We start from the raw sequence: 13,906 nt of genomic DNA, 5'->3' as shown, positions 1-13,906 counted from the left end.
ATATATTACATGAAAGGAAATTTAAATTTTCCTTTCTTAGCAAAGCTGGAATTTGAAAACTGCTTCATCATCCTTTTCATGTCTTCAAACTGTTTCAAAAGTCTGTTTACATCTTGAACAGTGGTACCTGAACCCATAGCAATTCTTTTTTTTCTGCTGGAATTAATAATGCTTGGGTCTTGGCGTTCTTCTTTTGTCATGGAATTTATGATTGCTTCTATTTTTTTAAGTTCCTTCTCGCCAGCATCAAAATCCACATCACCTTTTAATTTAACGCCAGGTATCATGGAAATAATCTGAGATAAAGGTCCCATCTTTTTTATTTGCTTTAGCTGGTCTAAAAAATCTTCAAGAGTAAACTGCATACTTCTGAGTTTTTTTTCAAGCTCCTCAGCCTTTTTCTGGTCAATAGCTTCCTGAGCTTTCTCTATTAAAGTCAAAATATCTCCCATTCCAAGTATTCGGGAAGCCATCCTGTCGGGATGAAAAGCCTCTAAATCTTCCATCTTCTCGCCAACACCGGCAAACTTTATTGGTTTGCCAGTTATAGCTTTGACAGAAAGAGCAGCTCCGCCTCGTGTGTCACCGTCAAGCTTTGTCATAATAATTCCATCTATGCCAAGCTGCTCATTGAAAGCTGCAGCAACATTCACAGCATCTTGTCCTGTCATGGCATCTAATACAAGCAAAATTTCTGTCGGTTTTATTGCATTTTTGATTGCAACCAGCTCGTCCATAAGCTCTTGATTTATGTGAAGTCTTCCTGCAGTGTCAACAATGGCAACATCGCACCTGCTTGCCTTTGCAAACTCAATGCCTTCCTTTGCTATCTTAACAGCATCTTTGCTGTTGTAATCTGCAAAACATTTCACTCCAACCTTTTGTGCAACAACTTCTAATTGTTTTATTGCAGCAGGTCTGTATATATCACAGGCAACAAGCAAAGGGTTCTTGCCCTGCTTTTTTAAAAGCCCGGCAAGCTTTCCAGCTGTGGTGGTCTTACCAGAACCTTGAAGCCCTACCATCATATAGATAGAAAATCCGCTTGGTGAAAATGTAAGTTTTGTGTCACTTCCACCAAGAAGGTTTACCATCTCGTCGTATACAATCTTTATTACCTGCTGGGCAGGAGTAAGGCTTTCTAAAACTTCTTCTCCCACAGCCTTTTGTGTCACAGTGTTGATAAAATCTTTTACCACTTTGTAGTTTACATCAGCCTCTAATAGCGCAAGCTTTACCTCTTTCATAGCGTCTTTGATATCCTTTTCTGTGAGCTTGCCCTTACCTCTCAGCTTTTTAAATACATCCTGCAGTTTTTCAGAAAGACTACTAAACATCTTCTTGCCACTCCTGAATACTATTTATTATACTCATAATCTCTTCATCTTTGTATCTTTCGTATATTCTCCTTAGTTTCTGTAGAACCTCTTCAATTATGCTCCTGTTTTTATAATACTTGTCTGCCAGCTTGAGCTTTGCCTCGTACCTTTTTAAGGCTATTTCTGCTTTTCTAAATGCATCAAAAACACCCTGCCGTGATATGCCAAGTTCTTTTGATATCTCTCCCAAGGTTAAATCTTCATTTACATACAGCTCTATAATCTTTTTTTGTCTTTCGGTCAAAAAGTCCTTATAAAAATCGTAAAGAAGGCTCAAATATACCTTATTTTCTTGCTGCATTTTTAATTTCATCTCTCTGTAAAGCTTAAAAACTTGACACTATTATATGATAATAAACTTCTGATCTTTTGTCAAAAATTTTTTGTGTTCAACAACAAAAAAGCACCTTCGCCATTTTTGCTCGCAACTTTAAGGGCAAAGGTGCTACACTTTTTCAGGCAACTCAAGGCAAACTTATATGGAATTCAAATCTGTTATCTGGCAATAACCACTTTTAATTTCCTGCATACCTTCTTTTCCTCTTAAATAGCCAATTATAATTTGATTTAATCGGGGATATTCTCCCATATCCTTCTCAGTTCTTACTAAAACCTCACCGTCAAGCAAACCTATAACTTCTGCATCCTTCAAGTTTGCCATTGAAGAAACTATTCTGTGTTTTTGTTTAGCATCATCAATTGAATCGCAGTACAAAATTCTGCCATTTTTGATTATCGCAATATTTGTTGCATACTCTTCAAGTTCAAAAATCTCGTGTGAAGACACAATAACTGCTATATTTTTCTCTTGAACATATTGTTTTATAAGTTGTATCAACTCAAATCTTACAGTTGGGTCAAGGTTTTGAGTAGGTTCATCTAAAAGCACCAGCTCTGCATTTGTTGCCAATGCTAAGATAACAAGGATAAGCGTTCTTTGACCCATTGAAAATTTAGAAAGTTCTTGATTTGTACTAAACCCATAGCGCGAAAGAAAATTTTTGAAAAATAAATCATCCCAATTTGGATACAAGGCTTGATACATCTTATAGTAATCACCTAATGCCAACCTTGAAAAAACTTTTCTGTGCTCAGAAACAAATGCTATGTTCTTCTTTAAAGAAGGCTCAAAAGGCTTGCCAAAAATCAAAACTTCTCCGGTATCTCTGGAAGCTGCATTTATTATACACTTTAGAGTTGTTGTTTTACCAGCCCCATTTGGTCCAACAAGAGCCAATATCTCACCTTTTTGTACAGTAAAACTCACATCAGATAAAATTTGTTTGTCACCTATTCTCTTGCTCAAATTTTTGACTTCTACTACCATCATTTCAGTTCTCACCACCTTTTTTTACATATGCAAAATAAGCAAAAAAACAAATCAGAGCAGCATACAAAAAGGCTAAAATCATGCTTCCCTGCTTTGTAAAGCTTATTAAACTATATGGATTAAAATCAGCTGCATTCAAATTAGTTGAGCCTAAATCTCCCAGCAAAGCATCTGCAATTGTTATTACAATACTCCAAATAAAACCATCATGTCCTAATGTCGTGAATAACATACTTATCCCGTAAATTGCTAAAAGCGCAATGATTGTTTTTAAAATAACCAGTAACCCTTCTAAAATGGTCAGGTTATAGTATATTTTATCAGCTGCCGATGTTATTGAAATTATAAGAACTAAAAACATTAGATTATATAGGAAAAGCTCTCTTTTTGAGAACGGCAAAAAATACAAAAGCTCAACATTTTTATTCTTAATATCATTTACAAGCATTGCAGAACATAGAAGTATTATGCCAATAACTCTTATGGTAAAACTCGGTATAAACAATATTAGCGTGAAAAATAGTATTTGACCTGTTTTTTCTCTTGACTTTGTCAGTTTGAAGCTCAAAAAGCTTGGGAGGACTGGGATTGACAAAATATGGACCTCAATTTTGTCACTACATCATTTGCTAATACCAATAAATTCTAAGCCTTCCTCATATGTCATGAAGTTTTTTGGACCCTTTATCTTCATTACATTCAGTATATCTCCAGCTCCTCCCTCAATTCTTTGCTTTATCAAATATTTCTTCCCTTTTATCTCTATTTCAAAAAAGTTCATTGAATATATTGCTTCCATTATCCTTTCACTACTTATTCCTTTACCTTTTCTCCTCAAAATATATTCCAATGTCCTTTGCAGTAAAAATGCCAAAAAACATATCACAAAATGTCCTTTTATTCTGCTTTCTGTAAAGTGATATATCGGTCGCACTTCTAAACAGCTTTTCATTACTCTGAATGACTGTTCTATCTTCCATAAATCGTGATATGCTCCTAAAACCTCTTCTACATCCATATCCTTTTTGCTCGTTTGAATTGCATAATAACCGTCAAATTTCTCATCTCGTTTTATCGTTTCCTCATCCAATACATATTCTTCTGATTTTGATTTCTTCTTCAAATATTTCCTTGCACCTTTCTTTTCTAAGGCTGTTATGCTTCCTTTGTTCTCTAAAAGCTCTTTGGCTTTTCTTACCAATCTCTCTCTGTCTTCTTTGTCTTTCTTGGCTCTCTTGCTTGAATACGTTATTATCAAATTCTCTTCTATTTTGAACTCTTTACCCTCTTCATCCTTGACAATATTTGTTCTTTCCAATACCTTATATTTGAATTCATCACCATAAATTTCTTCAGCATTCAAACATCTTTTGCCATCAAGTCTTTTATATCCTTCTTCATTAAAAACTTCATCTAAAATTTCTTTACTTGCATTCTTTAATCTGCTTGCTACTATATAGTCGTACCCAGCTTCTTTTATCATCTTTAAATTTATTCTGCTGTTAAGCCCTTTGTCTGCTACTATTATTATCTTATCTATACTAAATTTTTCCTTCAGCTTCCTCAGTATCTTTACCATCGTCTTGCTATCTATCGTATTACCAGGAAAAAGTTCATACCCTATCGGTCTGCCTTCTTTGTCCACCAAAAGCCCTAATACAACTTGCACTTCATTTACCTTGTTGTCTTTGCTAAACCCAAAATTTTTAAGTTCATCCGCTCTACAACTCTCAAAGTATATTGTCGTCACATCATAAAACACTACATCAACTACCATCTTAAATAAGTCTTTATTTCTCTGATACAGGTATGTCTCTAAATCTTCTTTTACACTGTCAAGAAAATCTAAACACCTGTACAATTGATTCAAATCTATATCCTCTTCAAATCCAAAATATTTGCTTCTCTGATGATAAGTTCTTAGTTTGCTCATTGGCTCTATCAATCTCTGTATGGTCATTAAAAAACTTACTTTGTCTACATCAAATTTTATCTTTCTCTCTTTTGCTGCTTTCCCTTTTAAAAACTTATCAATTTCAAGCTCCTGCCATAACTTTCTGTATACAATGTATCCCCAGTTTTTTACAACTGCATCCGAAATATCTTCTTCAGATTCAATAGTAACAGCTTTTGCATTCTCAGTAGTTGTTTCAGCGACAATATCAGATAGTTTTTTTACAATGTTTTTAAAAGCGGGGTCATCTTTGAGAATATCAAGTCTACCAAAGTTAAATAGTACTCTTTGCTTTACTTTACCATTTTCACGGTAATTTTCGACTAACCTAACATACTGATAACCGCCAGCATTAGTAATTTTGACAAACATATGGCAACTCCTTGAAGATAGTTTGTTATATTGTACCACAAAATATTTAAAAAGTCAAGCAAATTCAGTATATATTAAGCTAAAATTTGTCCCTACATTTTTTAAAATTTTTTATTTTTCTCTTCTTGAAACCCGCATAAATTAAGACTTTGTTATTTTTTGTTAGCTCAAAAACACCTCTTAACTGACAAAGTCAAGATATCATTTACAAGCATTGCAGAACATAGAAGTATTATGCCAATAACTCTTATGGTAAAACTCGGTATAAACAATATTAGCGTGAAAAATAGTATTTGACCTGTTTTTTCTTTTAGTTCTTTTCCAATGTAAATATCCATTTTTGTTAGACTTTCTTCGATGTTAAAATTTAAAATTCTTGAAAATTCAAACCTCTTCATTTTTCCACACCTCCTCAAATAAAATCACGGCTGTGTAAAAATCTATTTGATGACTTTTAAGTTCCCTAACACACTCTTTTATTATCTCAATTATCTTTTTATCAACATCAATATCCTTCTTCACAAAATACCCAATCCCCTGTTCTGCTTCAATAAAACCTTCGGCTTTTAGTTTTTCCAGTGCTTTTAAGACTGTGTTTATATTCACATCAAAAATTGCCTGAAGTTCTCTTACAGTTGGAAGCTGTGAACCTTGCTGAAGATTTCCAAGTATTATCTCTGATTTAATCATGTTGACAATCTGCACGTATGCAGGAACACCGCTGTGTTTATCAACTTTTCTCAGCATTTTAATCATCACTCTCTTATAAGTTTTACATAACCTGAAGTTTTGGTTGTAACAGGTGCACTGTAAAGGTTATTGATTTTTACAATACCACCTGTTGCTTCAATGTTCAAAATGCCCTTTTCATTTTCGCTATTTAAAATATTAATTGATCCATTCAATCCTGTTGCATTAATATCAAACTCCTCAAACCTTGCTTTTGCCCTGATATTCAATCCTGTTGAATCAATTTCAATTTTGTCAAATATCAACTGTGAATTTATATCTGCTCCAGAAGAATTAACCTTCAAATGCTTCCCCTTAAAATCAGCTCTCAGCTCAAGCCCTGCACAGTCTATAGAAATATCATCTGTTGCTTCAATCTGCCCTTGAATAAAGCTGCCATCTGAATTTACTGTTAGATTTTTGAACTTCCCATTCCCTCTTGTTTTTAGCCCTCTACAGGAAATTTTCACATTTCTCAAAGATTTTGTACCAAGTCTTATTTCATATGTTGTATCAAATTCTGTATTTCTGTCAAAGACTTTCAAAGTTTTTCCTGAAACTTTTGTTTTGAGCACTGAAGGAAAATAGATGGTATCTTCATCATCAATGAGTTCTAAATCTATTCCGCCTGAACAGGTAATTACAATTTCATCAAAATTCTTAATTGACATATTCTGGTCTGGAGAATAAGTGATTGAATGATAAACCTCAATAAAGTCGCTGCTGGTAATCACATCAGAAATTATTTGTGAAATACTTTTTGATAACCCAGAAAACTTATAATCTTGCTTATCAGAAGAATAGTAGTGAAGTTGAGATATAATTAAACCAACAATAACCAATGTGACTAAGGCTACAGCAATAACCATTCCAAAAGAGGTTTTCTTTATTGGAAAAATACTAAATAAAAACAAAATGCAACTTAGTACAAATAAAACCTTTAATGCAGTCCATGGAAAAATCCATGCAAATAAAATTGACAACAGTGATAAAACAAGTCTCATTGTTTGGCTTGTGTAAAATTTTTTAATCTGAAATATGTTAGAGCTATTTTTGGATATAAGATAGAAAAGCCCAAGTACAATGAAAAAAATGACCACCAGCAAACCAATAAGTCCTAAAACATTTTGATTAAAATGCATAACCTACCCTCCTGTTTGATTTTTATAGTGTTATATAATTATATAACACTAAAATTTGATTCTGTCACCTGTATTTTTCGATGATTTTTAAAATTTTTAAATTATATATTCCGAGTACTTTTGATATGGATAAACGGAATTCTAAACTAATATTTCTAATAAATGTAATTATGATATAATGTATTATATGAAATTATTTCTATCCTGAGGTTGTTGAATAAAAGAAATAACCATGTTATAGTAAACGTAGCAACAAAAGAAAATACCCCTCTTGTGTTATAATTTTAATTTAAGAGAAAATCACAACAAAACACAAGGGGGAAAAATTTCAGAGAATTAAAATATCGAATAAACCAAGACACAGAGTTTAAAAGAGCAATAGGTATGGAAGAAAGTCCAAACTATTCATATTTTGCAAAGTTGTCAAGAACAATATAGAAAGAATGCATGCAAGATATAAAGGACATAGTAATAGCTGAAATAAAACCTGATATGAGTATAGCAAAAGTTGACTCGCCGTCGCTGAGAAGTGCCAAAAATGATTTAGAAGCAAAAATATGTATACATATTACAATAGGATTTTTCAGGGGATACAAATTACATCTTTTGTGTGCAGGTAAAGAAGAAGTAATACCACTTTTCTGAATTTTAGCAACAGCAAACGAACATGACTCAAGACAAAAAGAGCTTTTGTATAGGGCATGGGGCTTGAGTTGTGAGATTGTTTTAGCAGATGCGGGATACGATTGTAGCAGCTGATTTAATATAGCAAATAAGCTTAAAGTTAAATTTGTTGCTGGGATAAATAAAAGAAACAAGAAAAATAAAAACAATGTTAGCAATAGTTTTAGAAGCAAGAACATAAGATTTTTAGAAACTGAAGAGGGTAAAAAGCTATACAAGCAGAGAACAAAGATTGAAAGACTATTTAGCAAATTAAAAGGAGAATATAATCCTGAGAATGTGAGGCTCAAGGAATTTAGAAATCATAAAAGATTTATTGATTGGATATTAATTACTTTTCTATTTGAGCAACTTTTTAGAAAATTAGAAGGTAAGAAGTTTTCTTTTACTTATGAATGAAATCAAAAACTTTTGTTTATTTTATGTATTGTTGGTAATATTTATTATTCAACAACCTAATTGATTGTCCATAATAAATATCTACAACATTTTGTACAATAACATTTAACAAACTAATTTTGGTACTATAATCAATTATTCTTATCCCCCAAAATTCAGGACTTATTGCAGGGATTCTTCTGTCTATTAAGTAATAATGAATTTTGTTTTCAGGTATATTTCTTTCAAATTCTAACACATCAAAAGTACAAATATTGTCCATTGATTTCTTAATTCTTTTAATTCGTGAACCATAGACTACTAACAATTTATATTTATTACTATCCACCTTTCTCAGTTTTTCTAATAGTTTCTGGACACGATAGCTTTTATTTTTATCATACCCTAACACTAACAACATATTAACCTCATATTCTACAAAACTGCCTCGCCAAATAATTTTTTCTATTTCTTTGTCACTCTCTATCCAACCAATATAATAAGTTTTAACTTCAAAAGGTATAATAGGATATATATACCACCAAAAAAATAAACATACCTACACTGATTGTTAATATTGCCCAACAACCCATCCCTTTTTTGCTTTCACCCTTTTCCATCATAATTACTTATCACCTCTATCTCTACTAAAAATTTATCACACCAATATAAACATTTCATCCTTCCATTTCTATCTTTAAAATATATGACCTTCCTAACAGGTAATACTTTTATTCCGAAAACCATAAATAAAACACTTACTAATACCAATAAGTTAAGCTAAATACTTCTTAAAAGCTGAATTAAGTAAAATTTGAATGTTATTTTTATTTGGTATATTATATCCCCTACCTCTTGACATTCTGCTGTTTGTCTATTATACAAAATTATTTATAGTCTAATACTCAATCTTCATCTGAATTTTATTTGTACCGGAATAGATGAAGAGGAAAGAATCTCTTTGCTAAGATCTCTGTCACATTCAATCCCCCACACCCATACTGTTCCATCTTTTTTAAGCGCTACTGAATGAGTATCTCCTGCAGCAATTGCCACAACATTGTCAAGCTTTTCTACTTTTAAAGGAATTGTTGAAAATTCTATATTTCTTCTACCAAGCTGCCCTCTAATGTTTGAACCCCATACCCAAACAGTTCCATCTTTTTTCAGTGCCATTGAATGGTAATCCCCTGCAGCAATTGCTACTACATTGTTTAGACCTTTCACACGTACAGGAACAAAAGATGTCTCTCTTGTCCCATTCCCAAGCTGACCATAAGCATTATATCCCCAACTCCAAACAGTACCATCCTTTTTCAAAGCCAAAGAATGATATTTACCAGCCGCTACTTTTACTACTCCACTCAATCCCTTTATTTTAACTGGCTTTTCTGAAAAATTAAGATATTTCTTTTTATTATCTAAATTAGTATCACCCCATGACCAAACAGTCCCATCAGTTCTCACAGCCAATGAATGAAAGTAACCTGCTGCAATTGACCTCACATTTTTTATATTATCTAAACGTATTAATTTAGTCACAGAACTTACTGAACTGTCGGTAAATTTGCGAAAATAAAAATCATTACCACACCCCCATATGTTCCCATCTTTTCTTAAAACCAATATGTAATCTAATCCACCAGCTATTTCCGTAATATCGTTTAATTTTCCAATCTTTATTGGTAGTGGAGATAATATATCTTTAGTATTTTTTTCACTCCACACACTTTCAATAAATCCCCATACCCAAACAGTGCCATCTTTATCTACTGCTAATGAATGTTGAGATCCAGCCTCCACTAACACAGCATTATTCAGTCCCTTTACACACGTAGGAATATACGAAGATTTATAAGTCCCGTTACCAAGCTGACCTTTGTTATTAGCACCCCATGACCAAACTGTTCCATCTCTTTTTATTGCTAACGTATGAGAACCACCCGCAGCAATTGCTACAACATTGTCAAGCCATTTCACTTTATATGGAAGATTTAAAGAAAAGCTATTATTCTCTCTTCCCAGCTGACCAAAAGCATTATTCCCCCATGCCCAAATAGTACCATTTTTTGTTAAAGCAACTGAATGCAATCTGCCTGCGGCAACTGCTACAACGTTCTTTAAACCCTTAACCTGAACAGGCAAAAATGAATGCTCACCAACATTACTACCAAGCACACCATAAGAATTATGTCCCCATACCCATACTGTCCCATCATCTTTCAATGCTATTGAATGACGATAACCGGCAGCAATAGCTACAACCTTATTTAACCATCTTATACGTACAGGAATATATGAATTATCTATTTTCCCATTTTTCTCAATTATACCTCCACCCCAAATCCAAACAGCGCCATCTTTATTTAGTGCTATAGAATGAAAACCACCTGCTGAGATTGCTATAACATCAGATAATCCCTTTACACGGACAGGAACAGAAACAGTATAATCTTCAGTTGGTCTGTTCCCGAGCTCACCATCTTCATTATATCCCCAACTCCAAACAGTACCATCACGTTTCAGTGCCAATGAATGATAAAGTCCTGCTGAAACTGCTACTACATCTTTTAACCCTTTCACCTTTACTGGAACAGCTGATGGTTTTAAACTCCCAATTCCAAGCTCCCCATGATTGTTTATACCCCATGCCCAAACGCTTCCGTCAGAACCAACAGCCAATGAAAAATCCCACCCAGCTGCAATCGCAACTATATTTTTTAGTTCTTTTACCTTCACTGGTGTTGTAAAATCTCTATATACATCGCTTTTTCTCTGTCCATAGTTAGTATGACCCCAAATCCATACACTCCCATCCTTCTTTAACGCCAAAGAATGAAACGTCCCTGCTGATACTGCCACCACATCCTTGAGCCCCTTAACACGAACAGGAATACACGAATCTTTATATGTGCCATTGCCAAGCTGCCCAAAACCATTATATCCCCATGCCCACACTGTTCCATCATCTTTAATTGCCAACGTGTGAAGACTCCCGGCACCTGATGAAATAACCTTAAAATTTTCTCCCTGCAACTCTTTGCTGTTTTCTTTATTCTTTGAATTTGCATTTGATAAGGTCATACTTAGAAAACTAAAAATTAAAAACAATAATACTGCATACTTTATTTTTCTCATTTTCATTTTGCACCTCTACCAAAATTAATTATAGTTTTACCTTTTTATATTTTATATTACAACATTTTGTATAATAACATTCAGCATGCTAATTTGGCACTATAACCAATTATACTTATCTCCAAAGATCAAAATTTGTTGCAGTGATTCTTCTGTCTATTAAGTAATAATGAATTTTGTTTTCAGGTATATTTCTTTCAAATTCTAACACATCAAAAGTACAAATATTGTCCATTGATTTCTTAATTCTTTTAATTCGTGAACCATAGACTATTGCCAATCTATATTTATTACTATCCACCTTTCTCAGTTTTTCTAATAGTTTCTGGATACGATAGCTTTTATTTTTATCATCTCCTAACCTTAATAACATACTAACTTCGTCTTCTATAAGCTCGTCTCGCCAAATAATTTTTTCTATTTCTTTGTCACTCTCTATCCAACCAACATAATAAGTTTTAACTTCAAAAGGTATAATAGGATATATATACCACCAAAAAAATAAACATACCTACACTGATTGTTAATATTATCCAACAACCCATCCCTTTTTTGCTTTCACTCTTTTCCATCATAATTACCTATCACCTCTATCTCTACTAAAAATTTATCACACTTATATGAACATTTCGTCTTTCCATTTCTATCTTTAAAATATATGACCTTCCCAACAGGTAATACTTTTATTCCGAAAGGATTATACGAGAGTCCAACCGGCCTTGGAAAATTTTTGTGCCTTTTATAATTCTCTAATTGCTCGAGCTGTTCGTAAAAAGAACTCTGGTCTAAAGCAATTCTTGGAAAACATGTGCCCCCGAAAAAACTCAATGAACCATCAAACCCCTCTACTTTCTCAACATTCTGCGTTTCTAAAAATGCCTGTGCCACGTTACCAAGGGTAACTAATTTTTTATCTTTTTCACTTATTGTTGCTTTTGTGTCTATAGCATCAAGCAAACCATTATTGCAACTTAGCAGTACTAGTTCCTTTATTTTCTTTTCCTTTAATTTCCTTATTTCAGTTGCTAAATCATCATGTAGTGTCTTCCCGTCTGGATTGACTGTTAGGTTTTCTTTATCTGTTTTTTTATCACCATCAATGTCTCTATCATTATTTATCACTATAGCATAATACTTACCGTGAAAAAACAAAATTACGTTGTCAATCCCTTCATCTCTCATATTATTCCATTCCCTCACAAATACTTCCTCTGTTTCTACTTGGATGGCTTTAACCTGTTCTATACTCTTGTATCCATTTTTAAATCTAACCCATTTTCTCGCAAACTCTGCTTGTGATTTAAAGTTTTTTGGATCATAAAATATATAACTTATTCCCTTTGTGTTATTAAAAATACCCCTGCTAAAATCTTTGCTAAACATCAGTGGATCAACTTCTACTGGTCGCCCTGAATATCCGTAATTTACATCAAATCTAATATTATCTATCAACACAGCTGTCGTATATATGGTATCAACCGCATCTTTAACGCTAAATTTCAAAACTGCATTCTGCCCTCTGAATGGTGTTACATCAAATTCTGTGGTCTGCCAGTCTGTCATCCATACATCGCCTTTATCAAACACTATCTCAGGTGAAACATTTATTAAATTCCCACCGTTAGTTTCTGTCGCATTAAACATTGAAGCTATTTTATTTATGTCCAAATCTAAAATCTTAACCTCCTGCCCATTTTCACCCTCTAAGGTTATTGTTACAACAAATGGATCATCGTAGCGTGAACCTATCCATTCTAAAAATTCTTCTGATAAAACATTCCAATCAAATATTAACTTGTTGGCATATTCAGGTATAAATATTCTTTGCTTTAGCTCACCATGTTCTAACGTATAGCCTAAACCTGTTGAAATAATCCCCATCTTGCTCCATCTGTCGGCTTTACAAAGCCAAGCCCAGTTGTTACTCTCCCATCTCCGTCCGTTTGCCACCCAATAAGTTCATTTTCAAAACTACCATTAATCTTATTGTTAGCGTAATTGATTCATTCATACTATCCGAAATAACAATAGTTGCTTTTCCATCACTATTGGTCGTAACAGAACTTGGTGCAGTTGCATTGCCTGTAACACTTATTGAACAGATAACATTCGGTACTGGTTTGCCAAACTTGTCCACTATCGTAAATGATATTTTATGTTCAATATTGCATTCATATTCATTTCGAATTTGATCAAAAATTATATCTGTTTCTCTGTAAATTAAATCTATATCCTCTTTGCTACTCTGTACATTTAAAGTACTTCCTCTAAAAATTATTTTATTTCCCAATATCTTTCCTTTCAAAGTAAATATTCCCGAATAAATAGTAACAGTTCCTTTGGGCGCATAAATGATACCCTTTATATTAACCCAGAATCATTAAATGTAATATTACCTGTTTCAGAACAAATAACACTCCCATCTTTAAAGCCAATTTCACTTTTCACCACATTAATTGAAATATCTTTCGTTGCTATTATATAGTCATTAGTTGTAAATTTCGAACCATTTACAAAAATACTCCCATTAGCAATGATAGATTTCTCGAATACTATACTGTTCCCATGGTATTTCTGGTCAGCTTCAAATACCTCAGTATTTTCACTTGCTATTGTTTTAATCTCAGTAGTATAATCTGACATATCAATAATGGGTGCACATTCAATTTCTTTGGTTATTAAAGCTTTTGCATTCTTTGCACTCACTTTACCTGAAGCTTCACATACACCGTCAATAACAAGCTCTGAACCTTGACACACAAAGTCCGCATTAGTATGCACATCACCCTTTATGCTGATT

Annotated in this window: 14 protein-coding genes and 1 pseudogene; 1 reads left to right on the top strand and 14 read right to left on the bottom strand. The window is 33.3% G+C overall.

Annotation, left to right across the window (positions count from 1 at the left end; genetic code table 11):
* Positions 1–5: 5 nt before the first annotated feature.
* The 8 genes from ffh to OTJ99_RS05510 form a co-directional block, all read right to left on the bottom strand.
* Positions 6–1,337, bottom strand: coding sequence for a signal recognition particle protein (gene ffh, locus OTJ99_RS05545; protein WP_045164927.1), 1,332 nt, complete (start codon positions 1,335–1,337; stop codon positions 6–8).
* Positions 1,330–1,680 carry a YlxM family DNA-binding protein gene (gene ylxM / locus OTJ99_RS05540; RefSeq protein WP_013403635.1) on the bottom strand — a complete coding sequence of 117 codons (351 nt, stop codon included), beginning with the start codon at positions 1,678–1,680 and terminating at the stop codon, positions 1,330–1,332. Before ylxM ends, ffh begins: the two co-directional genes overlap by 8 nt.
* A 174-nt stretch (positions 1,681–1,854) precedes the next feature.
* Positions 1,855–2,709, bottom strand: a complete 855-nt coding sequence (locus OTJ99_RS05535; protein WP_045164928.1) for an ABC transporter ATP-binding protein — start codon at positions 2,707–2,709, stop codon at positions 1,855–1,857.
* A 1-nt stretch (position 2,710) separates the two neighbouring features.
* Positions 2,711–3,277: a hypothetical protein gene (locus OTJ99_RS05530; RefSeq protein ID WP_269015431.1), complete on the bottom strand. Its 567-nt coding sequence runs from the start codon at positions 3,275–3,277 to the stop codon at positions 2,711–2,713.
* Between the two features lie 54 nt (positions 3,278–3,331).
* Positions 3,332–5,035 carry an IS1634 family transposase gene (locus OTJ99_RS05525; RefSeq protein ID WP_045164929.1) on the bottom strand — a complete coding sequence of 568 codons (1,704 nt, stop codon included), beginning with the start codon at positions 5,033–5,035 and terminating at the stop codon, positions 3,332–3,334.
* Between the two features lie 167 nt (positions 5,036–5,202).
* The gene (locus tag OTJ99_RS05520) at positions 5,203–5,433 is read right to left on the bottom strand and encodes a hypothetical protein (protein ID WP_235374600.1); all 231 of its coding nucleotides are present in this window, start codon (positions 5,431–5,433) and stop codon (positions 5,203–5,205) included.
* Entirely contained in the window at positions 5,420–5,782 is a 363-nt protein-coding gene (locus tag OTJ99_RS05515; protein ID WP_045164930.1) for a GntR family transcriptional regulator, read from the bottom strand. The genes OTJ99_RS05520 and OTJ99_RS05515 overlap by 14 nt, the downstream gene beginning before the upstream one ends.
* 8 nt (positions 5,783–5,790) lie before the next feature.
* Positions 5,791–6,906 carry a hypothetical protein gene (locus OTJ99_RS05510; protein WP_045164931.1) on the bottom strand — a complete coding sequence of 372 codons (1,116 nt, stop codon included), beginning with the start codon at positions 6,904–6,906 and terminating at the stop codon, positions 5,791–5,793.
* Between the two features lie 321 nt (positions 6,907–7,227).
* Here OTJ99_RS05510 and OTJ99_RS13135 point away from each other — a divergent pair.
* Positions 7,228–7,989 (top strand): annotated as a pseudogene (locus OTJ99_RS13135) (transposase); the annotation flags it as partial.
* Positions 7,990–8,005: 16 nt separating this feature from the next.
* Here the strand turns inward: OTJ99_RS13135 and OTJ99_RS05495 are convergent.
* The 6 genes from OTJ99_RS05495 to OTJ99_RS05470 form a co-directional block, all read right to left on the bottom strand.
* On the bottom strand, positions 8,006–8,380 hold the full coding sequence (locus OTJ99_RS05495) for a hypothetical protein (RefSeq protein WP_235374601.1): 375 nt from the start codon (positions 8,378–8,380) through the stop codon (positions 8,006–8,008).
* 500 nt (positions 8,381–8,880) lie between these two features.
* Entirely contained in the window at positions 8,881–11,106 is a 2,226-nt protein-coding gene (locus OTJ99_RS05490; RefSeq protein ID WP_235374602.1) for an RCC1 domain-containing protein, read from the bottom strand.
* A 115-nt stretch (positions 11,107–11,221) separates the two neighbouring features.
* A complete protein-coding gene (locus tag OTJ99_RS05485) occupies positions 11,222–11,479 on the bottom strand; it encodes a hypothetical protein (RefSeq protein WP_045164933.1) in 258 nt (85 codons plus the stop codon).
* 185 nt (positions 11,480–11,664) lie between these two features.
* Positions 11,665–12,987 (bottom strand): hypothetical protein, encoded by a 1,323-nt coding sequence (locus tag OTJ99_RS05480; protein ID WP_045164934.1) that lies wholly within the window; start codon positions 12,985–12,987, stop codon positions 11,665–11,667.
* Between the two features lie 40 nt (positions 12,988–13,027).
* A complete protein-coding gene (locus tag OTJ99_RS05475) occupies positions 13,028–13,411 on the bottom strand; it encodes an Ig-like domain-containing protein (protein WP_045164935.1) in 384 nt (127 codons plus the stop codon).
* Between the two features lie 56 nt (positions 13,412–13,467).
* A complete protein-coding gene (locus OTJ99_RS05470; RefSeq protein WP_157841346.1) occupies positions 13,468–13,887 on the bottom strand; it encodes a hypothetical protein in 420 nt (139 codons plus the stop codon).
* Positions 13,888–13,906: the final 19 nt, after the last annotated feature.

This window comes from Caldicellulosiruptor naganoensis, assembly GCF_026914285.1.
GTDB lineage: Bacteria > Bacillota > Thermoanaerobacteria > Caldicellulosiruptorales > Caldicellulosiruptoraceae > Caldicellulosiruptor > Caldicellulosiruptor naganoensis.
The sequence above is the reverse complement of the archived record's forward strand: the minus strand, read 5'-3'. Positions and strand labels throughout refer to the sequence as shown.

Excerpts from the sequence above, each read along its gene's own strand:
- ffh (WP_045164927.1), bottom strand. The coding sequence starts at position 1,337 with ATGTTTAGTAGTCTTTCTGAAAAACTGCAGGATGTATTTAAAAAGCTG.
- ylxM (WP_013403635.1), bottom strand. The coding sequence starts at position 1,680 with ATGCAGCAAGAAAATAAGGTATATTTGAGCCTTCTTTACGATTTTTAT.
- OTJ99_RS05535 (WP_045164928.1), bottom strand. The coding sequence starts at position 2,709 with ATGATGGTAGTAGAAGTCAAAAATTTGAGCAAGAGAATAGGTGACAAA.
- OTJ99_RS05525 (WP_045164929.1), bottom strand. The coding sequence starts at position 5,035 with ATGTTTGTCAAAATTACTAATGCTGGCGGTTATCAGTATGTTAGGTTA.
- OTJ99_RS05520 (WP_235374600.1), bottom strand. The coding sequence starts at position 5,433 with ATGAAGAGGTTTGAATTTTCAAGAATTTTAAATTTTAACATCGAAGAA.
- OTJ99_RS05515 (WP_045164930.1), bottom strand. The coding sequence starts at position 5,782 with ATGCTGAGAAAAGTTGATAAACACAGCGGTGTTCCTGCATACGTGCAG.
- OTJ99_RS05510 (WP_045164931.1), bottom strand. The coding sequence starts at position 6,906 with ATGCATTTTAATCAAAATGTTTTAGGACTTATTGGTTTGCTGGTGGTC.
- OTJ99_RS05490 (WP_235374602.1), bottom strand. The coding sequence starts at position 11,106 with ATGAGAAAAATAAAGTATGCAGTATTATTGTTTTTAATTTTTAGTTTT.
- OTJ99_RS05485 (WP_045164933.1), bottom strand. The coding sequence starts at position 11,479 with ATGTTATTAAGGTTAGGAGATGATAAAAATAAAAGCTATCGTATCCAG.
- OTJ99_RS05480 (WP_045164934.1), bottom strand. The coding sequence starts at position 12,987 with ATGGGGATTATTTCAACAGGTTTAGGCTATACGTTAGAACATGGTGAG.